We start from the raw sequence: 26,061 nt of genomic DNA on the forward strand, positions 1-26,061 counted from the left end.
ACCTTGCCTGGCTCTTCCGCATGTTTGATCTGAACTTCTTGCTGGCCGGCGACTACCGCGACTGGCTGCTGTCCGGCCTGCTGCTCTCCCTGCAACTGATGGGCATCACCTTGCTCTTGGCCCTGCCGCTCGCGTGCGGCGTGGCCATGCTGCGCCTGGCGCCGTCGCGCCTGCTCAACGGGCTGGGCGCCGCGTATGTCGAGCTGATCCGCAACGTGCCCTTGCTGGCCCACTTCCTGTTCTGGTATTTCGGCGCGCCAGAATTGCTGCCCGATACGTGGAAGGAGCGCTTGTATGCCGGCAATATCGAAGCCGCCAGCGCCATCGCGGCCCTGACTTTGTACACGGCCGCCTACATGGCGGAAGACATCCGCAGCGGTATCCGCGCCATACCAGCCCAGCAATTCGAAGCGGGCCGGGCGCTGGGTTTCGGTTTTCTTGCCACCATGCGCCTGTGCATCGTGCCACAGGCACTGCGCCTGGCCGCGCCACCGCTGCTGTCGCAAACGCTGAACCTGTGGCAAAACACCAGCATCGCCACCGTCATCGGCGTGGCCGAGCTGATGTACCAGACGCAGCGCGTGGAAGCGGCCTCGTTCCGCAGCATGGACGCGTTCGTCTTCGCCAGCGTGGCGTATCTGGCTGTTTCGCTGCTCATCGCGGGCCTGGCGGCCTTGCTGCAAAAGAAGGTGTCCTGATGCTGGAACTCATACACGATTACTGGCTGTATTTCCTCGTCGGCCGCTATCCCGAGGGGCCGCTGGGCGGCCTCGCATTGACGGTGCTGCTGGCCGGCCTGGCGCTGGTGCTCAGTCTGCCGTTCGGCTTGCTGCTGGGGCTGGCGCGCCTCAGTCCCTGGCGGCTGCTGCGCTGGCCCGTCGCCGCGCTGATCCACGTGGTACGGGGCATCCCCTTGCTGCTCGTCATCTTCTGGGCCTATTTCTTCCTGCCCAGCATTACCGGTCATGAAAGCGGGCAGTTCGGCACCATGCTGGCCGCCCTCGTCATTTTCGACGGCATTTATCTGGCGGAAATCGTGCGGGCCGGTGTGCAAGCCGTGCCCAGGGGACAGGCCGAGGCGGCCCGTTCCCTGGGCTTGACTTATCTGGACAGCATGCGCCAGGTCGTGCTGCCGCAGGCGCTGCGCCACATGCTGCCTTCGCTGGTCAACCAGTTCGTCTCGACCATCAAGGAAACCTCGCTGGGAACCATCATCGGCCTGGCTGAAGTGTCGTTCATCGCTACGCAAGTCAATGGCCTGGTGCTGACGAAACCCGTGCAAGTGTATTTCCTGCTGAGCATGACGTATTTTGTTTTATGTTTCAGCCTGTCGCGCGCCGCCTTCTGGCTTGAGCGGCGCCAGGCGCGTCTCTTGAAAGCGGCAGCATGATCAACTTTGACAACGTCAACAAATACTATGGCGATTATCACGCCTTGAATGGCATCAACGAGCATGTGGCCAAGGGTGAGGTGCTGGTCGTGTGCGGGCCGTCCGGCTCCGGCAAGTCGACCCTGATCCGCACCATCAACCGCCTCGAAGCGATTGCTTCGGGCCGTATCACGGTGGCGGGCCAGGATATATACGCGCCGGGACTGGATGTGAATGCCTTCCGCTCGCACATCGGTTTTGTGTTCCAGCAATTCAACCTGTTCCCGCATTTGTCCGTGCTGGACAATTGCACGCTGGCGCCGCAGCGCTTGCGCGGCCTGACCCGGCGCGCGGCGGAAGAGCGGGCGCTGGCCTTGCTGGAGCGGGTGGGCCTCGCGCACAAGGCGCGCGCCATGCCGGCGGCCCTGTCGGGCGGCCAGCAGCAGCGCGTGGCCATCGCCCGCGCGCTGGCCATGCAGCCGCCGCTGATGCTGTTCGACGAACCGACCAGCGCCTTGGACCCGGAAATGGTGGGCGAGGTGCTGCAAGTGATGCGCGACCTGGCGCAGGGCGGCATGACGATGGTGTGCGTGACGCATGAGATGGGCTTTGCGCGCGACGTGGCGGACCGGGTCTGGTTCATGGACCATGGGCAAGTGCTGGAACGGGCCACGCCCGAGGATTTCTTTGTGCGGCCGCAACATGCGCGCGCACAACAATTCCTGTCCGATATCCGCAGCCCGTTCGGTGTGGCCGCATGATTGGCGGCTGTGTGCGCAAGCGAACGGTATTTCGCCGGCGGCAAGCGCACGCTAGCCAGGCAAGCGGCGCACGGTGCGCCAGCAGCCGACCAGGAGGGCCGTACCATGTCACGCATCATCGCAGGTCATTTTCAGTTGCAGGAACAGATAGACGCCGCGCGCGCGGCCCTGAACCAGGCGGGCTTTCCCGATAGCCGCATCAGTTCCTTCTTTGTCAACCAGCCGGGTCAGCACGACTTGCACGCGCTCGGCGGCGACCGCGACATGTCGCCGGGCGCGAAAGAGACGCCGGAGGGCGTTGCCGAAGGCGTGGCCGTCGGGGCTGCCGTCGGTGCGGGCATCGGCGCGGCCACCACTCTGGCGACAGGGCCGCTGGGCCCGGTGGTGGGAGCGCTGGTGGGCGCCCACGTGGGTTCGCTCTACAGTTTCAACAAGATGAAGGATGCGGGCGAGCCCGAAGAAAATGGTGAGGGGAATGGCGAAAACCGCCGCCAGCCCCGTCATCCGGGCATGCTGATCGCCGTCGCGCTGGGCGGTCCCGACGAGCGCGAACGGGCGCTCGAAGCGCTGCACCGGCTGGGCGCCGAGCATATCGAGGAAGCGGAAGGCACGATCGCCAATGGCGACTGGCATGATTTCGACCCGCTCAGCATACCCGTGCTGGTGGCGTGAACCGGCGCGCCAGCCGTGGAATATGCATAAGTTCCGCGCTGCATGAAATTTAGGTATGATCCTTGTTAGTATTCGTAATTATTGGTAAACAATGCCGACAGGGATAGTTTCCGCGCGCCCCAAGTGACACCGGACCAAGGTGACTGCCTGTAGTACTTGCCTCGCATGCTAACGAGTATGAATAGGAGGTCGCGTCATGACACAGGCATGGTTCATTCTGACACGGGCCGATGGGCGCGACATCTGCGCGCCCTCGCCGGCACAGCTGGCCGATGCGCTGGCCGAGGTCTACCGTGGTGGCGCGCCGGACGGCAGCCCGGCCGCCGTCCTGTTGCGCTTCGGCTACGACGATGGCTTGATGTATCAGGTCGAGGTCGCTAGCGGAGGCGAAGTCACTTTCGAGGAATGGTCGGACCGCGATTGTGAAATCGCCCTGGCCACGCCGCGCCATATGTCGGCCCTGCCGCAGGACGACGCCCTGCAGCTGTGGCAGTGGCTGGCGCAGCGCCAGGTGGCGAAGATCCGCAGCCAGCCCTGGCAGGGCGGCTAGCCCTCCACTTTGAATAATCCCTAGTGCGCCATCAGCACGGGGATCGTCATGCTTTGCAGAATCGTGCGCGTGACGCCACCGAGGATGGTTTCGCGCAGGCGCGAATGGCCATACGCTCCCATCACCAGCAAGTCGGCCGACAGGTCGGCAGCCTGCGACAGCAGCGCTTCGCCGATATCGCCGCGCCGCACGCCACCGCCATCGAGCAAATGCAGCCGCGCTTCCACGCCGTGGCGCGCCAGGTATTGCGTCAGTTCCGCGCCCGGCTGTTCGCCGTGCTCGGCGGCATGCACCTGGGCGTCAAAGATAGCCACGTGGACTTGCCCGGCGCGCTGCAGCAGGGGCAGGGCGGCGCTCACGGCACGGCTCGCTTCCTTGCTGGCATTCCAGGATATGAGCACATTGCGGGCGGCTGCCGGCGGCGCCAGCAGGGGCAGCGGCGGCGCATACGGCACGATCAGCACGGGACGGCCCGAATGCAGCAGCACATAGGCGGGAAAGTCGCGCATCACGGACGGAGATTTATCCTTGGCATTGTATTGGCTGATCACGACCAGGTCCGCATAGCGGGCCAGCAGGCTGATGCCGCCCGCCGCTTCGTCGTCGAGCACGCGTTGCTCGAACGAAGCGACGCCGGCCGCGCGCACTTGCGCTTCAAAACCGTCGAGGGCGCGCGTGGCCCGGTCGCGCAGGAAATTCAGATGCAAGCTCAGGTTCGGGTCCGCATCGAGGTCGGGCTGGTTCTGGTACAGCAGGCGCGACACGCCCGTCAGCGCCACGCCCGTCAGGTGGCCGCCGCAAGCCTGAGCGATGCTGGCTGCCGCTTCGATGCGGGCGGAGCGCCCGGCGCTGTCGTCGATGTGGAGCAATACGGTCTTGTATGTCATGGCCTGTCCTCTCGCTGTGCGGTAGCGGCCATTCTGGCACAGTCCGGGGTGCCGGCCGCGCACGACTGCATCAGACTGAGCACTTGATCTGGCGCAAGGCTGGCTATAAAAACTGCTCCTACACTTGATGCCACGCAGAACAACCATAACAAGCGGGGAGAGACAGTCATGAAGGAGCAAAAAGTAGCGCTGGTCACGGGCGGCATGGGCGGCCTGGGGACGGCCTTGTGCCGCCGCCTGCATGCGGCGGGCTTTGCCGTTGTGGCCGCGCATACGCCGGGCAATGCGCGGGTGGCAAGCTGGCTCGACGAGCAGCAGGCGCAGCAGTATTATTTCCATCCGCTGTCCCTCGACGTGACGGATTTCGCTGCCTGCAGCGAGGCCGTGTCCAGCGTGCTGGCGCAGTTCGGCCGCATCGACGTGCTGGTCAACAACGCCGGCATCACGCGCGACCAGAGCATGCGCAAGATGGAATTGCCGCATTGGTCCGAGGTCATGCGTACCAATCTCGACAGTCTGTTCAACATGAGCAAGCAGGTGCTCGAACCGATGCTCGAACATAAATGGGGCCGCATCATCAATATCTCGTCCGTCAACGGCCAGAAGGGCGCATTTGGCCAGTGCAACTACGCGGCCGCCAAAGCAGGCGTGCATGGCTTCAGCAAGGCGCTGGCGCTGGAAGTGGCGCGCCACGGCATCACCGTCAACACGGTCTCGCCCGGCTACCTGCGTACGCAGATGGTGATGGCCGTGCCGGCCGATATCATGGAAACGAAGATCCTGCCGCAAATTCCCCTGGGCCGCCTGGGCGAGCCGAACGAGGTCGCGGCCCTGGTCGCTTACCTGGCGTCGGACGAGGCCGCGTTCGTCACGGGCGCGAACATCGCCATCAATGGCGGACAGCACATGAGTTAAGCAAGCGAACAGCTTGCACAGAGGCAATGGCAGTAGAGGAGACCCGTCCACCCAGCCGGCGCACAGACGCTGGCGGCGGACGTCAGGCAGATGGCAGTCACGCTGGAAAACACGGGGCAGGGCAGCGATGCCTTGCCCTTTGTTGTTGCGCCGTCGTCTTGGTGCTCAGCATGCTAGTCAGCGCTGGCTTTTTTCCAGCCGCGTCTGGCAATCGATGCACAGCCGTGCTTCGGGGCGGGCGTTCAGGCGCGACAGGCCGATGGCTTCGCCGCAGTTGTCGCACAGGCCGTAGCTGCCATCGGCAAACTTGGCCAGCGCGTGCTTGATGATGGCCAGCTGCGCCTGATTGTGCTCGGCCGCTTCGCTGACGAGGGCGTTCAAGGTGCGCACGCTGGCATTGTCGGCCGGCGAGGCTTCGACTTCATTGAGCAGCGAGGCGCGCGCGTCCGCTTCGGCCGCTTCGTTCCCGATCTGTTCCAGCAACGCCAGCTTGCGTTGCTCCAGCACGCCCTGCAGGCGCTGCAGCTGGTCTTGCGGCAATCCATTCATGGCCATCACCCGGTAGAGGTTACTTCCATCATGGTAGTCCAAGATTGGCGGCTCTGCTTGCGCTACCACCCGCGCCGCGTTTGACGCGGCGCAGGCTGGCAGCGGCTGTTCTATGCTGGCTCTTTCAGGCAGTTGACCATCCAGGCGACGCCGAACTGGTCTTTCAGCATGCCGAAGCGCTTGGCCCAGAACGTTTCTTCCATGGGCATCTGGATGGTGCCGTCACGCGCCAGCGCGGCGAAGACACGCTCCGCCTCTTCCGGTGTATCGACGGTCAGGCAGACCGAGCAGCCGCTCATGCCCTTGGCGCCATCCTCGGTACAGCCGCCGTCCGAGCCCATCAGCATGGTGGGGCCCAGCTGCACGGAGCCGTGCATGATCTTGTCATACCAGTCTTCCTTGACTTGCTCCTGGCCCGGCGTGCCCCGAAATGGCATCAGGCACAAGTCGGTGCCATGCAGGTGCTGGCGGTAGTATTCGAGCGCCTGCGCGCAGTTTCCATTGAATTGCAAATACGGTTCGATACGCATCTTGGTCTCCTCTGGTCATCGCCCCGCAAGCACGATTGCCAGGCGGGGAGGTCCCAGTATAGGCGCTCGCCGGCCGATTTCAATCACTCCGGCGCCATCTCTTGCAGCCGCTCACGCACCTTGCCCAGGGTGCTGAGGATGCGTTCGGGATTGCCGGCAAGCACGGCGCTGCCCAGGTGCAACAAGCTCGTCGCCAGGCTGATCCAGTGCCGCACGTCGTCGTTGCGGGCGATGCGCAGGCGCACCGTGTCGAGCAGGCCGCTGAGCTGGCGCTGCGCCGTTTCCAGGCCCGCCACCGTGTGCCCGGCCGCATCGGCATACAGCTGGTTGGCTTGCTGGCGCAAGGCCACTTCCAGGGCAAAGACGGCTTGCGCCTGGCTGTGGCTGATGCCGTCGGCGCCCTGGCTGGCGCGCTTGCGGATGGCGCGCATGACGGCGCCGTGCAGGGTGACGGCCGCCTGCGACAGGCTGTCGGCCAGTTGCTCGACGCGCATGGCGCTGCTGAGGGCCGCTTCGCGGCGTTCGCTGTTGTTGCTCCTGCCTACCGATCCGTCCATCTTGCCTCCGTGGTGGTGAGGGTCGCGGCGAGCCGGGCGTGTTCCCGCCCCAGTGCCGCCAGTTGCCGGCGCGCCAAGGTATGGCGCAAGCCAGCCAGGCGGTATTCCTCGGTTTTGCTTTGCTGCATGTTTTTCGCCAGCACGGCCAGCAGGCGCTGCTGCGGCGCGTCCGCATAGGCGATTTCCACGTCGAGCAAACCGAGCACCATGTCGCGCTCGTTATCGCCGTTTTTGTCGTACAGCGCCAGCAAGCTGTCGAGCGCGGCCAGCAGGGCTTGCAGCGGCGCGTCGCCATCGTGCAGCACTTGCGCCAGCTGCGCCTGCTGGCTGGCGCCGCCGCCCAGGCGTGACAATTGCTGCAGCAGCAAAGTGTAGGCGCTCACATGGCGGTCGTCGATGCCGCTGCCCGGCCAGGCGCGGAGGGCGGCGCCGGCGCCGGCCAGTTCCAGCCGTACGTCATACGCGTCGGCATCGGCCAGCCGGCCCAGCGCCTGCAGGTACAGGCGCACGGCCTGCACCACGCGCGCGACGTCCGCCTGCGCGGCGCGGCGCTGCGCATCGAGCAGGCGTTCGCGCGCGTCTTCGGCGGGCGACAGATAGGGGCGGGCGCGCTGGTAGCTGTCCACGTGGCGCTGCGACAGTTCGCTGAACGCGGTCAGGGCATCGGTGCCGGCGGCCAGGGCGCGTACTTGCGCCAGTTCGGGGCGTGCGGTGGCGCAACCGCACAGCAGGACGGCCAGGAAGAGGCCCAGGTACAGGTTCAGGCAAACGGTGCGGCGATGGCGGGCGGGCAGGGCGGACACGTCACCTCTCGACAGGAAATACTGTATGGAAAGGTATTGTCGTGCTGGCCTGCGCTACCCGCCTTGTGCGGGCGCAAGCAGGCTGCGATCAGGCGCTCGTCAATTGCTCGCGCCAGCCCAGTCCGGCAACGGTGTCGCTGGCGGGACGGTATTCGCAGCCGACCCAGCCTGCGTAGCCGACCTGGTCCAGCAGCTTGAACACGTGGCGGTAGTTGATCTCGCCCGTGCCCGGTTCGTGGCGGCCCGGCGTGTCGGCGATCTGGATGTGGCGGATCAGGGGCAGCATGGCGCGGATGGTGTTGCTCAGTTCGCCCTCCATGCGCTGCATGTGATAAATGTCGTACTGCAAAAAGATATTGCTGCGCTGGCAGTCGGCGATGATGTCGGCCGCCTGCTGGCTATGGTTCAGAAAGTAACCGGGCATGTCGTGGTGGTTGATCGGCTCGATCAGCACATTGATGCCATGCGGACGGCAGGCGTCGGCCGCAAATTGCAGGTTGCCGATCAGGCTTTGCCGCGCCCGCTCCAGGCTCATGCCGGGCGGCACGATGCCGGACATGCAGTGCAGCTGCTTCGCCCCCAGCGCCAACGCATAGTTGAGCGCCAGTTGCACGTTGCTGCGAAATTCCTCGCCCCGGCGCGGGTCGCAGGAAATGCCCCGCTCGCCGTGTTCCCAGTCGCCGGGCGGAAAGTTGAAGACGGCCAGCTGCAGCTGGTGGCGTTCCAGCCGCATGGCAATCTGCCGCGCCTCGACGGCATAGGGGAACAGGAATTCGACGGCATCGAAGCCCGCTTCCCTGGCGCAAGCAAAGCGGTCGAGGAAGGGCAGTTCGGTAAACATCATGCTGAGGTTGGCAGCGAAGTTCGGCATGGCGGCACGCAGGTGAGGGCAATGAACACTATCCTAGCCCAAATCGGCAATTGGTGGCGTGCATGAAAAAACCGTTCCAGAAGCGAGTCCTGGAACGGTTTTGATTGCTGCGATACGCGCTTACAAGCGGGTATTATCGGCCGCGGCCACCAGATCTGTGATTCGCTGCCGAACGCGGCGCATTGCCGCTGCGGTTGCCGCCGCCACCGCCGCCCGATGGGCCGGCGCTGCGTGGTTTGGCGCCGCTGCCGCCGGTTTTCACGCGCACGACGGCGCCGGCTGGCGCGCGGCTGTTGTTGCGGTGACCGCCGGTGCCGCTGCGCAATTGCACAGGCTGGGCGCGGGCGTTCAGGTCGGGCTCGAAGCCTTCGATGACTTCGCGCGGCAGGGTTTGCTTGATCAGCTTTTCGATGTCTTTCAACATTTCGTGCTCATCCACGCAGACCAGCGACACGGCTTCGCCCTTGGCGCCGGCACGGCCCGTACGGCCGATACGGTGCACATAGTCTTCCGGAATGTTTGGCAAGTCGTAGTTGACGACGTGCGGCAACTGGTCGATATCGATACCGCGCGCGGCGATGTCGGTGGCGACCAGCACTTGCAGGGTGCCATCCTTGAACTCGGACAGCGCGCGCGTGCGGGCCGACTGGCTCTTGTTGCCGTGGATGGCCAGGGCGCCGATGCCGTCCGCGCCCAGCTGTTCGACCAGTTTATTCGCGCCATGCTTGGTGCGCGTAAATACCAGCACTTGCGTCCAGTTGTTCGACTTGATCAGGTAGGACAGCATCGGATGCTTCTTGTCGCGGTCGACGGGATGGATCTTTTGCTTGATCACTTCCACTGTCGAATTGCGGCGCGCCACTTCGATCATGGCTGGCTTGTTCAGCAAGCCGTCGGCCAGGGCCTTGATCTCTTCCGAGAACGTGGCCGAGAACAGCAGGTTCTGGCGTTTTGGCGGCAGTACTGCCAGCACTTTCTTGATGTCGCGGATGAACCCCATGTCCAGCATGCGGTCGGCTTCATCGAGAATCAGGATTTCCACTTTCGACAAATCAACCGTGCCCTGGCCCATGTGGTCCAGCAGGCGGCCCGGCGTGGCGACGAGGATGTCGACGCCATGCTTGAGCTGCTTGATTTGCGGGTTGATGCCGACGCCGCCAAAGATCACGGTCGAGTTCAGCTTGGTGTACTTGCTGTAGGCGCGCACGCTTTCCTCGACCTGCGCGGCGAGTTCGCGCGTCGGGGCCAGGATCAGGGCGCGGATCGGGCGCGTCGAGGTGTTGCTGGTGATGGATGCGCCATTGGCATCCGTCGACAGGCGGTGCAGCACGGGCAGGGTGAAGCCGGCCGTCTTGCCGGTACCGGTTTGTGCACCGGCCAGCAAGTCGCCGCCAGCCAGCACGGCGGGAATCGCCTGCGACTGGATCGGGGTCGGCACGGTGTAGCCGTGTTCGGTAACGGCACGTACGATAGCGTCGGACAATCCGAGGGAGGAAAAGGACATGGTAACTTTATTGTGAGATCGGCCTGTCGCCATCGTGGGGCGCCAGTCGCAGGCAATCAGATTAGGGGTCGAAAGACAGCGGCAAGGGGACTGGTCATATGTGCCGCACACGCGAAGTATAACAGCCTGGCAAAAACGCGCCTGTTTTGTTTCAGGTTTGCAATGTCGCAAGTAAAGAAAAGTGCGCCAATGGCGCGCTGCGCCCTAGTTATTTTGGGTAGAATTTCCGCCTGCACCCCTTGCGCGGGGATCGCTGCGCAAGGGGTTCTTGTTCCTGGAGGAATACCATGCGCATTGCCGATCTTCGCATCGCCACCCGCCTGTACGGCGGCTTCGGCGCCATTGTCCTGCTGCTGGCCGTCCTGGTCGCAGTCGCCACCGTGAATTTTGCCAAACTGGCCGACGCCAACGCCATCAATACCCATACTTACCAGGTGCTCGGTGAAAACGACGCCATCCTGGAAAGCCTGATCAATATGGAAACGGGGCAGCGCGGCTACGTCATCACGGGCGCCGAGGCCTCGCTGGAACCGTATGCAGCGGGCAAGCAGGCATTCCGCAAGCATGTGGACAAGGCGCGCGCCCTGACCAGCGACAATCCGTCCCAGCAGGAGCGCCTGGCGAAACTCGATGCCGCCCAGCAAGCCTGGCTGGCCGGCGCGCTCGATCCCGTGATCGCCCTGCGGCGTGCCGTGGCGCAGGGCACGGCCGCCATCGAGCCGGTGCTGGCGCTGGAAAAAGAGGGCAGGGGCAAGCAGGGCATGGACGCCATGCGCGTGCTGCTCAAGGAGGTGGGCGAGGCGGAAACGGCGCTGCTGGCGCAGCGTTCGCAGGCGCTGGCCAGCCTGCAGACGCAGACGCGCTGGGTCTTGCTGGGCGGCGGCGCGGTAGCCGTGCTGCTGGCCGGCCTCGTGGCGATGTGGCTGGCCGGGAATATCAGCCGGCCCTTGCGTTCGGCCATCGAGGTGGCCAGGCAGGTGGCGCAAGGCGACTTGACGGTACGCGTGGAGGTACGCTCGCAGGATGAGACGGGCGAACTGATGCAGGCCTTACAAGACATGACGGCCAGCCTGCTGCGCATCGTCACCGAGGTGCGCAGCGGCATGGAAACCATCGCCACGGCCTCGCGCCAGATCGCCTCTGGCAACCTCGACCTGTCGGCGCGCACGGAGCAGCAGGCCAGTTCGCTGGAAGAGACGGCCTCGTCGATGGAAGAACTGACGGGCACGGTGCAACAGAATGCGCAGAATGCCCATGAAGCCAATGGACTGGCCGCATCCGCATCGGCGGTGGCGGGCAAGGGCGGCGCCGTGGTGGCGCAAGTGGTCGATACCATGGGCTCGATCAACGATTCCTCGCGCAAGATCGTCGACATCATCGGCGTGATCGACGGCATCGCCTTCCAGACGAATATTTTGGCCCTGAACGCGGCCGTGGAGGCGGCCAGGGCGGGCGAGCAGGGGCGCGGCTTTGCCGTCGTGGCGACGGAGGTGCGCAATCTGGCGCAACGGTCGGCCGGCGCCGCGCGGGAAATCAAGGCCCTCATCAATGACTCGGTGGCGCAGGTGGAGAGCGGCGCGCGCCTGGTCAACGAGGCGGGCCATACCATGCACGAAATCGTCGACAGCGTGCACAAGGTCAGCAGCATCGTCGGGCATATCTCGGCCGCCAGCGACGAGCAGCGCTCCGGCATCGAGCAAGTCAATCAAGCCATTACCGAAATGGATCATGTGACCCAGCAAAACGCGTCACTGGTGGAAGAGGCCGCCGCGGCTGCGGAAGCCATGCAGGAGCAGGCGGCGCGGCTGGCCGATGCGGTGAGCGTGTTCAGGACGGCGCAGGTGGACGCCATCGCGGCGTCGGCACCCCGGCCCGCCGTGCGCCGTCCCGTGCCGCTCAAGGCGGCGCCTGCGGCCGCCCGTCTGAGCGGCAAGCCGGTGGTGCGCCACGCGCCGCCAGTCCCGGCCGGCAAACCGCGTTCGGGGGACGACGAGTGGGACGAGTTTTAGAGCGAGCGCCGCAAGCCTAGTCGTCGATCTCGTCGACGGTGTAGCTGACGCCCTGCGCCTCGAGGTAGCCGCGCACGGCGTCCAGGCCGTGCCACGGGTCGGGGCGCAGGTGCTGGCATATATACAGGCCGGCATCCGTCAGCCTGGCGTCCGTGTCGGGCATGGTCCCGCACGCCTGCGGCCGTGCCGCCAGCAGCTGCGTGATGTGCTGGCGCTGTTCCTGCGCCAGGCTGGCCGTGACCCTGAATTCAAATCCCATGTTTTCTCCCTTGATGGTCAGGTCGCTGCCGCGGTTATTTTGCATCATCGAAAAAATTGAACATAGCTTGGCATTCTTTCCGTTTTTGTTTTCAAAGTATCTCGTCCATACTGCATAGCACTGGCCCGGCACACACAGCGTGACGCAAGGGACGGAGCAGAAGCACCGTATAACGACACCCATTTTTCATATTCAATTATTTTCACTAAGGAAAACATCATGCCTATCGCCACCGCCCAAGCCGCCCAAAAACTGCTGACCCCGAACGATCATACCCTGATCATGATCGACCACCAGTCGCAGATGGCCTTCGCCACCCGCTCCATCGACCTGGCCCTGCTGCGCAACAATGCGGCCCTGGTGGCCAAGGCGGCGGCGGAATTCAAGGTGCCGACGATTTTGACGACGGTGGCCGCAAAATCGTTCTCCGGCCCGATCTTCGACGAAATCCAGTCCGTCTTCCCGGAACAGGCGCCGATCGACCGCACCAGCATGAACACCTGGGAAGATGCGCGCATCGCCGACAAGGTGAATGGCTACGGCAAGGGCAAGATCGTGCTGGCCGGCCTGTGGACCTCCGTCTGCATCGTGGGCCCCGCGCTGTCGGCGCTGGAGCAGGGCTTCGAGGTGTACGTGATCGCCGACGCCAGCGGCGACGTCTCCGACGAAGCCCATGCGATGGCCATGCAGCGCATGATACAGGCGGGTGCGCAGCCGATGACGTCCGTGCAATACTTGCTGGAACTGCAGCGCGACTGGGCCCGCGGCGAGACCTACAATGAAACGGTGGCGACGGCCGTGGCGCACGGCGGCGGTTATGGCCTGGGCCTGATCTACGCCAAATCGATGTTCAACGCCAGCGAAGGCCATTGATTTTCACTGACTCCGGCTTCGCCGCCCGCCGGCGGGGCCGTGTTTTCATTTGATTCGGGAGTTCCCATGCACGCAAACACCATCTTGCTCAACGGCCGTTTCCACACGGTCGACAGGACGCAGCCGCTGGCGTCCGCCGTTGCCATCGCCGATGGCAAATTCCTCGCCGTGGGCGACGTGGAAGACGTGATGCGTCATCGCGGCCCGGCCACGCAGGTGATCGACCTGGCTGGCCGCACGGTGATTCCCGGCCTGAACGACTCACATCTGCACCTGATCCGCGGCGGCTTGAACTACAACCTGGAATTGCGCTGGGAAGGCGTGCCCTCGCTGGCCGACGCCTTGCGCATGCTGAAGGAACAGGCCTTGCGCACGCCGAACCCGCAATGGGTGCGCGTCGTGGGCGGCTGGACGGAATTCCAGTTCGCGGAAAAACGCATGCCCACCCTCGATGAAATCAATGCGGCCGCGCCCGACACGCCCGTCTTCATCCTTCATTTGTACGACCGCGCCCTGCTCAACCGCGCCGCCCTGCGCGCCGTCGGCTACGACAAGAACACGCCGAACCCGCCCGGCGGCGAAATCGTGCGCGACGCGGCCGGCAATCCGACCGGCTTGCTGATCGCCCGCCCGAACGCCATGATCCTGTATGCCACGCTGGCGAAAGGCCCGACCCTGCCGCGCGAACTGCAGGTGAACTCCACGCGCCAGTTCATGCGCGAATTGAACCGCCTTGGCATCACCAGCGCCATCGACGCGGGCGGCGGCTTCCAGAATTATCCCGAGGATTACGCCGTCGTCGATGAACTGGCGCAGAAAGATCAGCTGACCATCCGCATCGCCTACAACCTGTTCACGCAAAACAAGGGCGCGGAGCTGCAGGACTTCCAGAAGTGGACGGGCATGATCAAGCCCGGCGACGGCACGGACTTTTACCGGCATAACGGCGCAGGCGAAATGCTCGTGTTTTCCGCCGCCGACTTCGAGGATTTCCTCGAGCCGCGCCCGGAGCTGGCGGCCGGCATGGAAGACGAGCTGGAAAAGGTCGTGCGCCACCTGGTCGAGCAGCGCTGGCCGTTCCGCCTGCACGCCACCTATGACGAATCGATCAGCCGCATGCTCGACGTGTTTGAAAAGGTCAACCGCGACACGCCGTTCGGCGGCTTGCACTGGCTGTTCGACCATGCTGAAACCATCAGCCCGCGCAATATCGACCGGGTCAAGGCGCTGGGCGGCGGCCTGGCCATCCAGCACCGCATGGCCTTCCAGGGCGAGTATTTTGTCGAGCGTTACGGTGCGGACGCGGCGAAAGCCACGCCGCCCGTGCAGCGCATGCTGGACGCGGGCGTGCCCGTCGGCGGCGGCACGGATGCGACCCGGGTCGCCAGCTATAACCCGTGGACGGCGCTGTACTGGCTTGTTTCGGGGCGCACCGTGGGCGGCCTGGCGCTGACGGATGCGGCGGGCAGATTGTCGCGCGACACGGCGCTGGAACTGTGGACGGCGGGCAGCGCCTGGTTCTCTAGCGAGCAAGGCAAGAAGGGGCGTATCCGCGAGGGCATGCTGGCCGACCTGTCCGTGCTGTCGGCCGATTATTTCACGGTGCCGGAAGAGGCGATCAAGTCCATCGAATCCGTGCTGACCATGGTGGGTGGAAAAATCGTCTACGGTCAGGCGGAGTTCACCGATCTGTCGCCGCCGCCAATTCCCGTGCTGCCCGAGTGGTCGCCCGTGCGCACGGTGCCCGGCCATTACCGGCCCGTGGCGAAGCAGGCGCAAGCGGCCATGCCGCACCAGTGCGCGGGCGCCTGCGGCGTGCATGCCCACGCCCACGACCGGGCGCGCAAGTCGGCCGTGCCGATTTCCGACTTTTCCGGCTTCTGGGGCACCCTGGGCTGCAGCTGCTTCGCCTTCTAGGAGCGGGCTGGCCTTATTTTGAAATGCGCAAAATGGCCGAGGCAAGCCGCGTGAAACACGGGCTCAGGTCGCTGTCCGTGGCCGCATAGCAGTACAGGCCCACGGGTTCGGCCGGCTTGCGGCAAGCCGCTTTCGCATCGGTGGTATTGGCCAGGCAGCGCAGCAAGTCTTCGCCCAGTTCGTTGTCCGGTCCTTCCTTGCTTTTCAGCGAGGCGCCCATGCCCAGGGTAAAGACGTAAATGCCTTCCTGGCGCGCTTTGGCCGCCATCGCTTCGACCAGGTTGCGCGAGGCGCGGTGCACATTCGTCCATTGCACCTGCGCCGATGAGAGGGACGAGGTCACGGTGCGCGGTGTGTTGGTGACGATGGGAAATTCGCGCAGCGCCGCGTCATTATTCGCGTTATACCATGCGGGAAGCGCGGTGATCTGATTGGCGGCGCAATCGCCGTATTGGAGCGAGTCGCTCACTTTCATCCTGTACAGGCCCGCCAATGCCGGGTTTTGCAGTTTCGGAAAGGTGGCGAGGCCGCCTGCGTCCTTGCATTTGTTGTCCTTGTTGGGAAAGTACGCGGAAAACGCCGCCGGCGAGCCATCGGAAAAAAACACGATGACGCGCAGGCTGGAGCGGTCGACCTGTCCGATGTCATTGAGCTGCTTGCGCGCCTGGTACATGCCCGCGGAAGAATTGGTGCCGCCGACAAAGGTGAACTGATCGATCATTCCGCCTTTCATGGTCATGCTGGCGCGGTCAAAACCGCGCTCGACCTGCCTGATCGGGACGTCGATTTGCGCTTCCGAGGCGAAGTGCAGCAAGCCGACCCGGTCGACCGTGGAGTTGAATTTGTTCAGGAAGGACTTGCCCGCCGCCCGCACGGCGTCGGCATTGTTTTCCAGTGAGCGCGACGTATCCATCACCAGCACCATGTCCAGGTCCTTGCGGATGGTTTGGGCACTGGCGGCCACGTTCAGGGTCTTGAAGCCGAGTACGCCCATCAGCGAGACGGGCAGCGAGGCGGTGGCAGAGACGTCGATGGTGACGGAGCCCTTGTCGAACGTGACGCCGACCGGATGCAGGGTCGGCGTCGAGAGCAGGAACTGGTCCGGATAATTGATGTCAAAAAACTCCTTTGCCGACTGGCGCGCATTGGCCCGCTGTTCCTCTTCCGAGCTGCCCGCCGTGACGCCGCGCGCCGCCGCCAGGCTGGCCGAATCGACGGCCGCATTGAGTTTGGCCTTGACGAAGTAGCCGAGGGCCGAATCGACGGCGAGACCCACCGAGGCGACCAGGACGACGGCCGACAGCGCCACCATGATCAGCACTTGCCCGCCTTGTCGCTTGTGTGGAATGCGCATCAGAATATCGTCATCGAAGTGAGGTTGGGACCCAGCACGGACGTCGTGCTGTTGCCAAATTTCAAGGTGCCGAACAGCATGTCGAAATTGTAGAAAGTTTCCACGGCGTAGATCAGTTCGCCGTCGGCCAACTGGTTCTGCATCAACGGCACCGTGGGAGCGTAGTCGTCCTTGGTGATGCCGGTGCACGCGCCATTGCTCCAGCTGCCGCATCGCCACACCTGGCTGGCGGGAAGGTAGCCGCTGGCGTTCGCGCCGGCCTCCCATCGGTACTGTTCCAGCACGATATTGCGCATGCCGCTCTTCGCCGTGTAGCCCATGATCTTGGTGATGTAGATCATGCCGCGCTGGTTCATGTCCAGTGGCGGCGTACTGGCGGCCAGCGCATTCATGATGGTCTGGCTCGAGCCGCTCAGGTCGGACGTGGAGCGCGAGGCCAGGTTGGCGCCTTCGCGGCTGATGTTGAGCAGGATGGTCTTGGCCTGGATGGCGCGCGACAGGTCGACCACCATGAACAGCAGCAGCGCCAGCAGCGGCAGCACGATGGCAAATTCCACGGCGGCGATGCCGCGCGCGGGGCGCGGAGCAGAAGGGCGGATGCGCATCACAGGCCGCCAAAGCTTTCATTGCGCATGGTGGCAGCCACGACGAAATGCGCCTGCCCATCGCGGAACAGGGCGCGGATCATCGGCGTGGCAAACGCCCAGCGGCAATCGACCGAAATGACGACGATATCGCCGGCCTGGCCGAACATGGCGGCGCCGACGGCATCGCTGCCGTTGACGGAAATGGCGGGGCTGACCTTGTCATACATGCCCATGGAACTGTCCCTTATCTTTTGCATCACGGCCTGGTAGCGCTGCTGGTTGGCGCTGTCGGGGTCGAGGTCGCTGGCCCCCGTGACGGCATAGCGCGCGCCTTCGCGCACGGCGTGCTGCATGGTCATATTGGCAAAATAAGCCATGCTCAATTCGATGATGCCGATTATCAGCGTGAGAAAGACGGGTGTTATCAGGGCCAATTCAAGCAAGGTGGCGCCGCCTTGTCCGCCGTGCTTGCGCAATATGCGGGAATCGGTCTGTTTTAAACGCATGGGAATAATCCGGTTAAGTTCCGCAATGAGGAATGTCGGGCGGATGGCATTGCGCCATTTGACTGGCAATTATTCTATATCGATTTTCAAGGGCGTGGTATCCATTTAAATTATTACAGGTCAAGATAATCGTAATTAACTGCCTTATTTCAAGTGTTCCGGCCCCGTCCTGATAGGGCCGGGAGTAATATGCGCGGGTATGAAAACAGGCCTGGTGTCAGGATTGTCCTGCGTGCAGGCAAGGACTTGTTTTGCAAGGTGATGCAACAAAATGCTGCAATGTAAGCAACAGCAGCGGTGGCAGCCGCGATGGCCCACCCGCGCCGCGCGCGCCCTGGCAACGCTGCCCATCCATCGGCACACGCCCGCCATGCGGCGCCCGCTGGCCTGGGTCACGCACCGCGTTTGCGCGTGCCGGCCCAATGCCTCTTCCTTCGTGCCTCCATGACTTCTTTCCCCTGCGCGCGGCCGCAGAAGGCGCGCTCGGGCGAGGCAGGCAAGCCGATTCGGATCAACAACATTCCCCGAGGGGAGTGGGCTTCAAGGAAAGAGGTAAAGCATGTCAACAAAAAATGTCATCCGCGTCATGCTGGTGTCGGATCACAAGACCTGGCTGTGGGGCCTGGAGCAGTTGCTTGCCGGCGCCCAGCCGGCGATGCAGGTGGTGGCCAGTTCCACCGAGATCGACAGCGCGCTGTTGCTGGCCCGGACCCTGTGTCCCGACGTCATCGTGCTCGACGCCGATCTGGGCTGCGGCGGCGCCAGCGCCATCGATTACCTGCCGCAGTTGCTCGGCAATGGCGTGTCGCGCGCATTGCTGTTCAGCGGCACGCAGGACCAGGCCGCCTGCGGGCGCGCCGTGCGTAGCGGAGCGCGCGCCGTGGTGGGCAAGGAAACGCCCGTCAAGCAGATGGTCGAGGCGATTGCTCGACTGTATCAAGGCGAGTTGTGCCTGGATCCGGCGCTGCTCGACAGCATGCTGGGCGTGCTGAACAAGCCGGAAGCGGCGCCCGATCCGGAAGAGCAGCGGATCGCCAGGCTGACGCTGAAGGAGCGCAAGATCGTCGCCATGATGGTGGAGGGAAATGGCGCGCTGAACCGTGCGATAGCCCAGCGCGCTTTTATCTCGGAGCAAACCTTGCGTAATCATCTGACATCGATCTACAGCAAGCTCGATGTCACCAACCGCCTGGAATTATATGTGTACGCGACCCGCAACCGGCTGGCCGAGCCCATTCATGCGGAATGACGGTACATATGTACTGGATGTGAATAAAAAATTAAGATGGTTTGTACTGCGCATAAAATGACTTTTCTCTGATTCGATTTAATATTTGTTTATATAAAATACACGCATCAGAAAATGGCAAATAAAAACAAGGGTTATGTTTTTATTTTCAGACTGTATTTTCAGTTTTTTATCATGTTTAAAACTTGACCTGAAAGGGAATAATATGAATTTCATTAAAAATTTTATCGCCGAAGAAGATGGCGTGACTGCCATCGAATATGCGTTGATCGCGGCGCTGGTGGCTGCGGCGCTGGTAACGGCCGTCGGCTATTTCACCACCGGCCTCGACGGCGCCTTCAAGGCGATCGGCACCAAGCTGACGGGCGCGGCAATCTAAAACGCCTGCCCTTCGCGCTGCACTTTGACAGGCCGGCTTGCCCATGCGCACCGGCCTGTCGACTTCCCGCCCAACGATGCGCATGCTGTCCTGCGCTCGGCTTGCATCAGGTACACGATGGACCCTCATTCTTTCTGGACGTTCAGCCCCGCCATAGTCTTGTGGGGGCTGCTTGCCGCAGCTGTCTGGCATGACGTGCGCCGCCGGCGCATTCCCAACCGGCTCGTGTTTTCCGGCGCCGTGCTTGGCGTGCTGCTCAACAGCCTGGCCTTGCCCGGGGTAACGCCGGCCGGACCGTGGCTGGCGCTGGGCGGGCTGGCCGTCGGCCTGGGCTTGCTGCTGCCCATGCATGCGATGAAAGCGCTGGGTGCGGGCGACGTCAAGCTGATGGCGATGGTGGGAGCTTTTCTGGGGCCGCGCGCCGCCGTGTTTGCCGTGCTGTGCAGCCTGCTCGCCGGCGGCGTGCTGGCGCTGGCCGTCGCCGTGTGTCAGGGCACGCTGCGCCAGTCGCTGGCGAATGCCCGGCAATTGCTGCTGCAAGGCTGGCTGCGCGCCGCGGCGGGCGAGGCGCCGCAGCTTGATGCGCCCGCCGCGCCGGGCGGCAACTTGCCGTACGCGATCGCCATTGCCGCCGGCACCGCCATCTGGCTGGCCCTGGCGGCCGGCGGGTATGCATGACGCGCCCGTCCGGAAACCCACGCTTGATCAAGAGGAAAAATAATGAGAAATAGCCGCGTTGCGATCGTGCTGCTGCTGGCGTTGCTGATGGCGGGGGGCGCCGTGCTGGCGGCCGCGCGCTGGATGTCGGGGCAGGGCGCGCCGGCCAGCCAGACGGTGATGGTTGCGCTGGTCGATATCGGCGTGGGCGCGAAGGTGACGCCGGCCATGCTGCGCGGCATGGACTGGCCGGCCGGCACCATGCCGCCGGGGGCGTTCGGCGAGGCCGGCGCAATCGATGGGCGCATCACGCGCAGCGCCGTCAGCAGGGGCGAGCCTGTGCTGGAAAGCAAACTTGCGCCGCCCGGCGCCACCGGCGGCCTGTCGGCCATCGTGGCGGCAGGCAAGCGCGCCATGACCGTGCGCGTCAATGACGTGGTGGGCGTGGCCGGCTTCGCCCTGCCGGGCAATTTCGTCGACATTCTCGTGCATACGCAGGATGACCGCGCCAGGCCGGCGGGCGGCGGGCCGCTGGCCATTTCCAAGATCGTGCTTGAACGCATCCTCGTGCTGGCCGTGGCGCAGGAGTCGGGCCGCGACGACAACAAGCCCAAGGTGGTCAACGCCGTGACCTTGGAGCTGACGCCGGAACAGGTGGAAAAGCTGGACCTGGCGCGCAGCGTGGGCAGCCTGTCGCTGGTGCTGCGCAACCAGGTCGATCCGGACCCCGTCAACACGGGCGGCGCCACCAAGGAGTCGCTGCTGGAACTGAAGGCGCTGGCACCCGCACCCGCGCCGGTGCGCGCGGCGCGGCGCCAGGCGGTCCCGGCACGCGCCGCCGTGCGCGACAGCGTCACCGTTATCAAGGGCATGGATACGAGCGTCCAGCAATTTTAACAATCAGCAGGCAAGCAAGGATGATCGATGAATACATTTCGTAAGCACGCCGCGAGTGCGGGCATGCGCCTGGCTCTGGCCGCAGGACTGGCCTGGCCGGCCGGCGCCAGCGCGGCGGCGCCGGCCAGGCTGGCCGTTATGACGCCCATCGCGACGCCGGCCATGTCGCTGGGTGCCGATATCGCCCGCCTGGGCGAGCCCGTGCGCATCGCCGTGGGCAAGTCCACCTTGCGCAGCCTGAGCCTGCCGGTGTCGCAGATCGCCGTCAACGACCCGAGGGTGGCCGGCGCCAGGATGCTGGGCTCGTCCAGCCAGCTGTTCGTCTGGGGCCTGGCCCCGGGCAGCACCAACCTGATCCTGTGGGACCGGCAGCAGCGCCCCGTGATCGTCGATATTGAAGTCGAGATCGATGTCGAGGGCTTGCAGGCGCAGCTGGCCTATGTCTTCCCCGGCGAGCGCGCCTTGAAAGTTGGCGCGGCCGGCGGCAGCATCGTGCTGTCGGGACAGGTGAGCGACAGCGTCAAGGCCAGCCAGATCCTCGAGATGGCGCAAGCCTATGCGCAGCGCGGCGCCGGCGAAGCTGCCGTGCCGGCCGAGGGCGCCGCCAGTGCGGGCAGCGTCAAGGTCATCAATATGCTGTCGATCGCGGCGCCGCAACAGGTGATGCTGGAAGTGAAAATCGCCGAAGTGTCGAAGACTCTTGTCGACCAGCTGGGCGCCAGCGTGGGCATCAGCGGCACGCGCGGCAACTGGAGCTACGGCTTGCTGTCGAACCTGCTCAGCGGCAACCCCAGCCAGCTGGGCGCCGTCAACGGCAAGAATGGCAACGGGCTGACGCTCGATGCGCAAAAGCGCGACGGCCTCGTCAAGGTGCTGGCCGAACCGAACATCATGGCCATCAGCGGCCAGGAAGCCAGTTTCCTGGCGGGCGGCAAGATTTTCATTCCGGTCGCGCAAGACAGCACGACCAACAAGATCACGCTGGAAGAAAAGGAATTCGGCATCGCCGTCAAGTTCACGCCCACCGTGCTGGAAGGCGGGCGCATCAATCTGAAGGTGGCGCCGGAAGTGTCGGAGCTGAACCGCGAAGGCATCGGCATCACCACGGGCGGGGGCGCCGCCGCCAATGCCGTGCTGCCGGCCTTTACCACGCGGCGCACCACCACCACGGTGCAGCTGTTCGATGGCCAGAGTTTTGCCGTTGGCGGCTTGATCAAGAACAATGTGACGACCAATATCAAGGCCTTGCCCTTCCTGGGCGAGATTCCCGTGCTGGGCGCGCTGTTCCGCAGCAGCGATTTCCAGACCGACCGCACCGAGCTGGTATTCATCATTACGCCGCACCTCGTCAAGCCGCTCGATACCGCCGATGGCGCCGATATCGTGCTGCCGACCGACGCCTACGTGGCGCCGAGCCGCGGCGAGTTCTTCTTGCAAGGAAAAATGGAAGGCGCCGCCGCGCCACGGCCACGGCAGGAAGCGGCCACGCAGACAGCGCCGGCCAGCCCGGACATTCAATAGGAGCACACCATGCAGCATTCCCTTTCCCTCCCCACGCTGCTGGCCGCCCTGGCCGCCAGCGGTTGCGCCGCCACGCCGAACCTGGACCGCCAGTTCGGCCACAGCGTCGAGCAGCTGCGCGCGCGGCAAGTGCTGGCGCCGCAGGCGGGCGCGAACCGCGACCCCGTGGCCGGCATCGACGGCAAGGCCGCCCAGGCGGCCCACGCGGCGTACCAGAAAAGCTTTGCCGCGCCCGCGCCGCAAGGGACCGCCCTGACCATCGGCGTCGGGGGGCGCCCGTGAGCCTGGCACCGTCACCACAGAATCAGCAAGGCATATCGTGAAAATCGCCATCAATTCCAGGGATGAAAAAACGCTGTCCGAACTGGGGCGGCTGCTGCGCAGCCGCAACCGGCTCGACGAGATCAGCGCGGGGGGCGAATGGCTCGAACCGCCGCAGGCGGCGCAATCGCTGCCCGACGTGCTGATCTTCGACCGCCCGTCGAACGACGGCGCCGACCTGGCCGCCATCGAGCGCCTCAGCAACCTGCATCCGCGCATGGCCTTCATCGTGCTGTGCCACCAGCAGGCGCCCGAGTTCCTGCTGCAGGCCATGCGCGCGGGCGTGCGCGACGTGCTGCCGTTTCCTGCCGCGCCGGCCAGCCTGCATGCGGCGCTCGAACGCATCGAGGAAAAACTGGAGCGGCGCGAGCATGGCAGCGGCAAGGTGCTGGCCTTCATTTCATGCAAGGGCGGCAGCGGCGCCACCTTCATTGCCAGCAACCTCGGTTATGCGCTGGCCGCCGGCGGCCAGCAGCGCGTTGCCCTGATCGACATGAACCTGCATTTTGGCGACGCCTCGCTTTTCGTTTCCGAGAACAAGCCGCTGGCCACCCTGTCCGACGTCACGCGCGACATCCACCGGCTCGACTCGTCTTTCCTGGGATCGAGCATGCTGCACATCCTGCCCAACTACAGCGTGCTGGCCGCGCCCGAGGATCCGGCCCACGCCAGCGAAGTGGCGCCCGAACACATCGACGCCATCATCCGGCAAGCCAGGCGCCAGTACGATTTCATCGTGCTCGACGTGGGCCGCAACCTCGACGCCGTCAGCGTGCGTGCGCTCGACCACGCGGACATGATCTTTCCCGTCCTGCAGGCGACCTTGCCGTACATCCGCGACGGCAAGCGCCTGCTGGGCATGTTCCGCTCGCTCGAATACGCGAAGGAAAAAGTGCACATCATCGTCAACCGCCACGACAAGGGCGGCGAAATCCGCCTGCGCGACCTGGAAGCGGCGTATGGCACGGCTGTCTACCGCACCGTGCCCAATCACTACGCCTCGGCCGCCGCCTCCGTCAACCAGGGCATGCCGATTTTGCAGCTCGACAAAGCCAGTCCGATCACCCGCTCGCTGCAGGAGTTCGCCGCCAGCCTGGCCGGCGGCGCGGCCAGCACGGCGCGCCAGGGCTGGCTGGGCCGCGTCCTGCGGCGTGCTTGATTCACAAGTTTGACCCACACGCTTGATTCACACCCTATAACAGGAGCATTGCATGGCTAGTTCCCCCACCGCCGCCTTGTCTATCCGCGAACGGCTCGGCAGCGCCAAGATCGCCACGCTCGCGCCGCAACGCGCGGCGGCCATCGACAACCACGGCTACCGCGCCCTCAAGCTGCGCATCCATGGGCTGTTGCTCGAACGGGTCGATCTGGAAAGCATGCAGCGCCTGTCGCAGGAGCGCATCCGCGAGGAATTGCGCGGCCTCGTCGAGCGCCTGCTGGACGAAGAGGCGGTGGTCATCAACGACGCCGAGCGCCGGAGCCTCACGCGCGACATCCAGCATGAGATGCTGGGCTTCGGGCCGCTCGAAACCCTGCTGTCGGACGCCAGCGTGTCGGACATCCTCGTCAACGGCCACCAGCAGGTGTATGTGGAGCGCGGCGGCCGCCTGGAGCTGACCGACATCTGCTTCGACGATGACGCCCACCTGATGAAGATCATCGACAAGATCGTCTCGCGCGTGGGCCGGCGCATCGACGAGTCGAGCCCGATGGTCGATGCGCGCCTGCCCGACGGTTCGCGCGTGAACGCCATCATTCCGCCGCTGGCCATCGACGGCCCGGTGATGTCGATCCGGCGTTTCTCCGTCGATCCGCTGCGCCTGGCCGACCTGGTCGCCTACCGCAGCATGACGGCCGAGATGGCCGAAGTGCTGCAGGGCCTGGGCAAGGCGAAGATGAACATCCTCATTTCCGGCGGAACGGGCAGCGGCAAGACGACCATGCTCAACGTGATTTCCGGCTTCATCGGCAATACGGAACGCATCGTCACGGTGGAAGACGCGGCCGAGCTGCAATTGCAGCAGCCGCACGTGGTACGGCTGGAAACGCGGCCCGCGAACATCGAAGGCAAGGGGGAGGTGAGCCAGCGCGCGCTGGTGCGCAATGCGCTGCGCATGCGCCCCGACCGCATCATCCTGGGCGAAGTGCGCGGCGCCGAGGCGCTCGACATGCTGGGCGCCATGAACACGGGCCACGAAGGCTCGATGGCCACCATCCACGCCAATACGCCGCGCGACGCGCTGACGCGGCTGGAAAACATGATCAGCATGGCGGCGGCGAATTTGCCCAGCAAGGCCATCCGGCAGCAGATCAGTTCGGCCGTGTCGGTGGTGGTGCAAGTGTCGCGCCTGATCGACGGCAAGCGCAAGGTGACGTCGATCCAGGAAATCACGGGCATGGAAGGGGAGGTCATCACGATGCAGGAAATCTTCAGTTTCAAACAGACGGGCGTGGCCGAGGGCGGCGCCGTGGTCGGGCAGTTCTCGGCCAGCGGCATCCGCCCCCGTTTCCTCGAGCGCCTGAACAGCTTTGGCATCGGCGTCTCGGCCGCCCTGTTCGAACCTGCCGCGGCGGGGCGCTGACCGCCATGCTTTCCTACCTTGTCTATGTGTTCCTTTTCCTGGCCGTCCTGCTGCTGGTGGCGGGCGCCTGGCTGGCGTGGCAGGCGGCGCGGGGGCCGGGCGCGGCGCGGGTGGCGCGGCGCCTGCAGTCCATGTACACGGCCAGCGATGGAGAACAGGCGCTGTCGATCACCAAGCAGCGCCCGCTGAGCAGCTATCCCTTCCTGCAGGGCGTGCTGGAAGGCGTGCCCGGCGCGCGGCGCGTCGAGCAACTGCTGCTGCAGGCGGGCATGCGCTGGCTCGTGGCCGGCTTCCTCGGCTATTGCGCGCTTGGGGCGACGGCCGGCCTGCTGGCGGCCAGCGCGCTGCCCCTGCCATGGTATGTGCGCCTGGGCCTGGGCGCGGGCGGCGCCGCACTGCCGTATCTGCTGGCGCGCCGCGCCAGGAGCCGGCGGCTGGTGCGCATCGAGCAGCAATTGCCGGACGCGCTCGATCTGATGGGTCGCGCCATGCGTGCCGGCCATGCCTTTCCCACCGCGCTGAAAATGGTGGGCGAGGAGATGACGGGGCCGCTGGCCGACGAGTTCCGCGCCGTGTTCGACGAAGTCAGCTTCGGCGTGGCGATGGCCGATGCGCTGGGCAACCTGGCCGCGCGCGTGCCCAGCACGGACTTGCGCTATGTCGTCATCGCCGTGCTGATCCAGCGCGAAACGGGCGGCAACCTGACTGAATTGCTGGGCAGCATCAGCGCCATCATCCGCGACCGCTTGAAATTGCTGGGGCAGGTGCGCGTGCTGTCGGCCGAAGGGCGCATGTCGGCCTGGGTGCTGGGCTTGCTGCCGTTCGGCGCGGCGCTGATGATGCACGTGATGAATCCGCAGTTTCTTGCCGTGCTGTACACGGATGCGGGCGGGCGCAAGATGGTCGGCGTGGCGCTGGGCTTGCTGATGGTCGGCGTGCTCGGCATACGAAAAATTATCGATATCCGGGTATGACATGAAAG

At 64.7% G+C, this 26,061-nt stretch carries 29 protein-coding genes; 18 read left to right on the forward strand and 11 right to left on the reverse strand.

Annotated features, from left to right (window positions below):
* Positions 1-20: 20 nt before the first annotated feature.
* The 5 genes from GYK42_RS08485 (at position 21) to GYK42_RS08505 (ending at position 3,352) form a co-directional block, all read left to right on the forward strand.
* Complete coding sequence (locus tag GYK42_RS08485; RefSeq protein WP_166447119.1) at positions 21-698, forward strand: amino acid ABC transporter permease; 678 nt, start codon at positions 21-23, stop codon at positions 696-698.
* Entirely contained in the window at positions 698-1,390 is a 693-nt protein-coding gene (locus GYK42_RS08490; protein WP_166447120.1) for an amino acid ABC transporter permease, read from the forward strand. The genes GYK42_RS08485 and GYK42_RS08490 overlap by 1 nt, the downstream gene beginning before the upstream one ends.
* The gene (locus GYK42_RS08495; RefSeq protein WP_166447121.1) at positions 1,387-2,130 is read left to right on the forward strand and encodes an amino acid ABC transporter ATP-binding protein; all 744 of its coding nucleotides are present in this window, start codon (positions 1,387-1,389) and stop codon (positions 2,128-2,130) included. The genes GYK42_RS08490 and GYK42_RS08495 overlap by 4 nt, the downstream gene beginning before the upstream one ends.
* Before the next feature lie 105 nt (positions 2,131-2,235).
* The gene (locus GYK42_RS08500; RefSeq protein ID WP_166447122.1) at positions 2,236-2,802 is read left to right on the forward strand and encodes a glycine zipper domain-containing protein; all 567 of its coding nucleotides are present in this window, start codon (positions 2,236-2,238) and stop codon (positions 2,800-2,802) included.
* 196 nt (positions 2,803-2,998) lie between these two features.
* On the forward strand, positions 2,999-3,352 hold the full coding sequence (locus GYK42_RS08505; protein ID WP_046682456.1) for a hypothetical protein: 354 nt from the start codon (positions 2,999-3,001) through the stop codon (positions 3,350-3,352).
* Positions 3,353-3,372: 20 nt separating this feature from the next.
* On the opposite strand, the gene GYK42_RS08510 is transcribed toward GYK42_RS08505, so the two are convergent.
* Positions 3,373-4,239, reverse strand: coding sequence for a universal stress protein (locus tag GYK42_RS08510; protein WP_166447123.1), 867 nt, complete (start codon positions 4,237-4,239; stop codon positions 3,373-3,375).
* 168 nt (positions 4,240-4,407) lie between these two features.
* Here GYK42_RS08510 and phbB point away from each other — a divergent pair, with 168 nt between their 5' ends.
* Positions 4,408-5,154 (forward strand): acetoacetyl-CoA reductase, encoded by a 747-nt coding sequence (gene phbB / locus GYK42_RS08515; RefSeq protein ID WP_166447124.1) that lies wholly within the window; start codon positions 4,408-4,410, stop codon positions 5,152-5,154.
* 177 nt (positions 5,155-5,331) lie between these two features.
* Here phbB and GYK42_RS08520 read toward each other — a convergent pair whose 3' ends face one another.
* The 6 genes from GYK42_RS08520 to GYK42_RS08545 all read right to left on the reverse strand — a co-directional run bounded on the left by GYK42_RS08520 (position 5,332) and on the right by GYK42_RS08545 (position 9,968).
* Positions 5,332-5,703, reverse strand: coding sequence for a TraR/DksA family transcriptional regulator (locus GYK42_RS08520; RefSeq protein WP_240943514.1), 372 nt, complete (start codon positions 5,701-5,703; stop codon positions 5,332-5,334).
* Between the two features lie 110 nt (positions 5,704-5,813).
* A complete protein-coding gene (locus GYK42_RS08525) occupies positions 5,814-6,233 on the reverse strand; it encodes a VOC family protein (RefSeq protein WP_166447125.1) in 420 nt (139 codons plus the stop codon).
* 83 nt (positions 6,234-6,316) lie between these two features.
* Positions 6,317-6,790, reverse strand: coding sequence for a hypothetical protein (locus GYK42_RS08530; RefSeq protein ID WP_052755523.1), 474 nt, complete (start codon positions 6,788-6,790; stop codon positions 6,317-6,319).
* The gene (locus GYK42_RS08535) at positions 6,775-7,593 is read right to left on the reverse strand and encodes a hypothetical protein (protein ID WP_166447126.1); all 819 of its coding nucleotides are present in this window, start codon (positions 7,591-7,593) and stop codon (positions 6,775-6,777) included. Before GYK42_RS08535 ends, GYK42_RS08530 begins: the two co-directional genes overlap by 16 nt.
* An 88-nt stretch (positions 7,594-7,681) precedes the next feature.
* A complete protein-coding gene (otnI, locus tag GYK42_RS08540; RefSeq protein WP_166447127.1) occupies positions 7,682-8,464 on the reverse strand; it encodes a 2-oxo-tetronate isomerase in 783 nt (260 codons plus the stop codon).
* A 133-nt stretch (positions 8,465-8,597) separates the two neighbouring features.
* Positions 8,598-9,968: a DEAD/DEAH box helicase gene (locus GYK42_RS08545; RefSeq protein WP_046682460.1), complete on the reverse strand. Its 1,371-nt coding sequence runs from the start codon at positions 9,966-9,968 to the stop codon at positions 8,598-8,600.
* Between the two features lie 287 nt (positions 9,969-10,255).
* Between GYK42_RS08545 and GYK42_RS08550 the strand changes: the two genes are divergently transcribed.
* Positions 10,256-11,977, forward strand: coding sequence for a methyl-accepting chemotaxis protein (locus GYK42_RS08550; protein WP_166447128.1), 1,722 nt, complete (start codon positions 10,256-10,258; stop codon positions 11,975-11,977).
* Positions 11,978-11,993: 16 nt separating this feature from the next.
* Here GYK42_RS08550 and GYK42_RS08555 read toward each other — a convergent pair whose 3' ends face one another.
* The gene (locus GYK42_RS08555; RefSeq protein ID WP_166447129.1) at positions 11,994-12,284 is read right to left on the reverse strand and encodes a hypothetical protein; all 291 of its coding nucleotides are present in this window, start codon (positions 12,282-12,284) and stop codon (positions 11,994-11,996) included.
* 171 nt (positions 12,285-12,455) lie between these two features.
* Here GYK42_RS08555 and GYK42_RS08560 point away from each other — a divergent pair, with 171 nt between their 5' ends.
* On the forward strand, positions 12,456-13,109 hold the full coding sequence (locus GYK42_RS08560; protein ID WP_092718713.1) for a hydrolase: 654 nt from the start codon (positions 12,456-12,458) through the stop codon (positions 13,107-13,109).
* 66 nt (positions 13,110-13,175) lie between these two features.
* Positions 13,176-15,026 carry an amidohydrolase gene (locus GYK42_RS08565; RefSeq protein ID WP_166447130.1) on the forward strand — a complete coding sequence of 617 codons (1,851 nt, stop codon included), beginning with the start codon at positions 13,176-13,178 and terminating at the stop codon, positions 15,024-15,026.
* Between the two features lie 13 nt (positions 15,027-15,039).
* Here GYK42_RS08565 and GYK42_RS08570 read toward each other — a convergent pair whose 3' ends face one another.
* The 3 genes from GYK42_RS08570 to GYK42_RS08580 are packed head-to-tail and all read right to left on the reverse strand — an operon-like array spanning position 15,040 to position 17,473.
* Positions 15,040-16,380 (reverse strand): vWA domain-containing protein, encoded by a 1,341-nt coding sequence (locus GYK42_RS08570; RefSeq protein ID WP_166447131.1) that lies wholly within the window; start codon positions 16,378-16,380, stop codon positions 15,040-15,042.
* Complete coding sequence (locus GYK42_RS08575; RefSeq protein ID WP_166447132.1) at positions 16,380-16,985, reverse strand: TadE/TadG family type IV pilus assembly protein; 606 nt, start codon at positions 16,983-16,985, stop codon at positions 16,380-16,382. Before GYK42_RS08575 ends, GYK42_RS08570 begins: the two co-directional genes overlap by 1 nt.
* Complete coding sequence (locus GYK42_RS08580) at positions 16,985-17,473, reverse strand: TadE/TadG family type IV pilus assembly protein (protein WP_166447133.1); 489 nt, start codon at positions 17,471-17,473, stop codon at positions 16,985-16,987. The genes GYK42_RS08575 and GYK42_RS08580 overlap by 1 nt, the downstream gene beginning before the upstream one ends.
* A 559-nt stretch (positions 17,474-18,032) precedes the next feature.
* Between GYK42_RS08580 and GYK42_RS08585 the strand changes: the two genes are divergently transcribed.
* From GYK42_RS08585 to GYK42_RS08625, 9 genes are all read left to right on the forward strand, one after another.
* Positions 18,033-18,722: a LuxR C-terminal-related transcriptional regulator gene (locus GYK42_RS08585; RefSeq protein WP_240943515.1), complete on the forward strand. Its 690-nt coding sequence runs from the start codon at positions 18,033-18,035 to the stop codon at positions 18,720-18,722.
* 205 nt (positions 18,723-18,927) lie between these two features.
* Positions 18,928-19,101 carry a Flp family type IVb pilin gene (locus GYK42_RS08590; RefSeq protein ID WP_071650303.1) on the forward strand — a complete coding sequence of 58 codons (174 nt, stop codon included), beginning with the start codon at positions 18,928-18,930 and terminating at the stop codon, positions 19,099-19,101.
* 117 nt (positions 19,102-19,218) lie between these two features.
* A complete protein-coding gene (locus tag GYK42_RS08595; RefSeq protein WP_166447134.1) occupies positions 19,219-19,779 on the forward strand; it encodes an A24 family peptidase in 561 nt (186 codons plus the stop codon).
* A gap of 42 nt (positions 19,780-19,821) precedes the next feature.
* Positions 19,822-20,655, forward strand: coding sequence for a Flp pilus assembly protein CpaB (gene cpaB, locus GYK42_RS08600; protein WP_166447135.1), 834 nt, complete (start codon positions 19,822-19,824; stop codon positions 20,653-20,655).
* Positions 20,656-20,682: 27 nt separating this feature from the next.
* Positions 20,683-22,176 (forward strand): type II and III secretion system protein family protein, encoded by a 1,494-nt coding sequence (locus GYK42_RS08605; protein ID WP_166447136.1) that lies wholly within the window; start codon positions 20,683-20,685, stop codon positions 22,174-22,176.
* A 9-nt stretch (positions 22,177-22,185) separates the two neighbouring features.
* A complete protein-coding gene (locus tag GYK42_RS08610; RefSeq protein ID WP_166447137.1) occupies positions 22,186-22,458 on the forward strand; it encodes a pilus assembly protein in 273 nt (90 codons plus the stop codon).
* Positions 22,459-22,495: 37 nt separating this feature from the next.
* Positions 22,496-23,656: an AAA family ATPase gene (locus GYK42_RS08615; RefSeq protein ID WP_166447138.1), complete on the forward strand. Its 1,161-nt coding sequence runs from the start codon at positions 22,496-22,498 to the stop codon at positions 23,654-23,656.
* A gap of 76 nt (positions 23,657-23,732) precedes the next feature.
* Positions 23,733-25,079: a CpaF family protein gene (locus tag GYK42_RS08620; protein WP_166447210.1), complete on the forward strand. Its 1,347-nt coding sequence runs from the start codon at positions 23,733-23,735 to the stop codon at positions 25,077-25,079.
* A gap of 5 nt (positions 25,080-25,084) precedes the next feature.
* Positions 25,085-26,053, forward strand: a complete 969-nt coding sequence (locus GYK42_RS08625) for a type II secretion system F family protein (protein WP_166447139.1) — start codon at positions 25,085-25,087, stop codon at positions 26,051-26,053.
* The last annotated feature ends 8 nt before the right edge of the window (positions 26,054-26,061 follow it).

Origin of the sequence: Janthinobacterium lividum, assembly GCF_011601275.1 — a bacterium.
GTDB lineage: Bacteria > Pseudomonadota > Gammaproteobacteria > Burkholderiales > Burkholderiaceae_D > Janthinobacterium > Janthinobacterium lividum_E.

Coding starts and splice junctions, on each gene's coding strand:
- GYK42_RS08525 (WP_166447125.1), bottom strand. CDS start 6,233: ATGCGTATCGAACCGTATTTGCAATTCAATGGAAACTGCGCGCAGGCG.
- GYK42_RS08570 (WP_166447131.1), bottom strand. CDS start 16,380: ATGCGCATTCCACACAAGCGACAAGGCGGGCAAGTGCTGATCATGGTG.
- GYK42_RS08500 (WP_166447122.1), top strand. CDS start 2,236: ATGTCACGCATCATCGCAGGTCATTTTCAGTTGCAGGAACAGATAGAC.
- GYK42_RS08595 (WP_166447134.1), top strand. CDS start 19,219: ATGGACCCTCATTCTTTCTGGACGTTCAGCCCCGCCATAGTCTTGTGG.
- GYK42_RS08555 (WP_166447129.1), bottom strand. CDS start 12,284: ATGATGCAAAATAACCGCGGCAGCGACCTGACCATCAAGGGAGAAAAC.
- GYK42_RS08530 (WP_052755523.1), bottom strand. CDS start 6,790: ATGGACGGATCGGTAGGCAGGAGCAACAACAGCGAACGCCGCGAAGCG.
- GYK42_RS08585 (WP_240943515.1), top strand. CDS start 18,033: ATGTCAACAAAAAATGTCATCCGCGTCATGCTGGTGTCGGATCACAAG.
- GYK42_RS08550 (WP_166447128.1), top strand. CDS start 10,256: ATGCGCATTGCCGATCTTCGCATCGCCACCCGCCTGTACGGCGGCTTC.
- GYK42_RS08520 (WP_240943514.1), bottom strand. CDS start 5,703: ATGAATGGATTGCCGCAAGACCAGCTGCAGCGCCTGCAGGGCGTGCTG.
- GYK42_RS08580 (WP_166447133.1), bottom strand. CDS start 17,473: ATGCGTTTAAAACAGACCGATTCCCGCATATTGCGCAAGCACGGCGGA.
- phbB (WP_166447124.1), top strand. CDS start 4,408: ATGAAGGAGCAAAAAGTAGCGCTGGTCACGGGCGGCATGGGCGGCCTG.
- GYK42_RS08605 (WP_166447136.1), top strand. CDS start 20,683: ATGAATACATTTCGTAAGCACGCCGCGAGTGCGGGCATGCGCCTGGCT.
- GYK42_RS08510 (WP_166447123.1), bottom strand. CDS start 4,239: ATGACATACAAGACCGTATTGCTCCACATCGACGACAGCGCCGGGCGC.
- GYK42_RS08545 (WP_046682460.1), bottom strand. CDS start 9,968: ATGTCCTTTTCCTCCCTCGGATTGTCCGACGCTATCGTACGTGCCGTT.
- GYK42_RS08575 (WP_166447132.1), bottom strand. CDS start 16,985: ATGCGCATCCGCCCTTCTGCTCCGCGCCCCGCGCGCGGCATCGCCGCC.
- GYK42_RS08625 (WP_166447139.1), top strand. CDS start 25,085: ATGCTTTCCTACCTTGTCTATGTGTTCCTTTTCCTGGCCGTCCTGCTG.
- GYK42_RS08505 (WP_046682456.1), top strand. CDS start 2,999: ATGACACAGGCATGGTTCATTCTGACACGGGCCGATGGGCGCGACATC.
- GYK42_RS08485 (WP_166447119.1), top strand. CDS start 21: ATGTTTGATCTGAACTTCTTGCTGGCCGGCGACTACCGCGACTGGCTG.
- GYK42_RS08590 (WP_071650303.1), top strand. CDS start 18,928: ATGAATTTCATTAAAAATTTTATCGCCGAAGAAGATGGCGTGACTGCC.
- GYK42_RS08565 (WP_166447130.1), top strand. CDS start 13,176: ATGCACGCAAACACCATCTTGCTCAACGGCCGTTTCCACACGGTCGAC.
- otnI (WP_166447127.1), bottom strand. CDS start 8,464: ATGCCGAACTTCGCTGCCAACCTCAGCATGATGTTTACCGAACTGCCC.
- GYK42_RS08490 (WP_166447120.1), top strand. CDS start 698: ATGCTGGAACTCATACACGATTACTGGCTGTATTTCCTCGTCGGCCGC.
- GYK42_RS08560 (WP_092718713.1), top strand. CDS start 12,456: ATGCCTATCGCCACCGCCCAAGCCGCCCAAAAACTGCTGACCCCGAAC.
- GYK42_RS08610 (WP_166447137.1), top strand. CDS start 22,186: ATGCAGCATTCCCTTTCCCTCCCCACGCTGCTGGCCGCCCTGGCCGCC.
- GYK42_RS08495 (WP_166447121.1), top strand. CDS start 1,387: ATGATCAACTTTGACAACGTCAACAAATACTATGGCGATTATCACGCC.
- cpaB (WP_166447135.1), top strand. CDS start 19,822: ATGAGAAATAGCCGCGTTGCGATCGTGCTGCTGCTGGCGTTGCTGATG.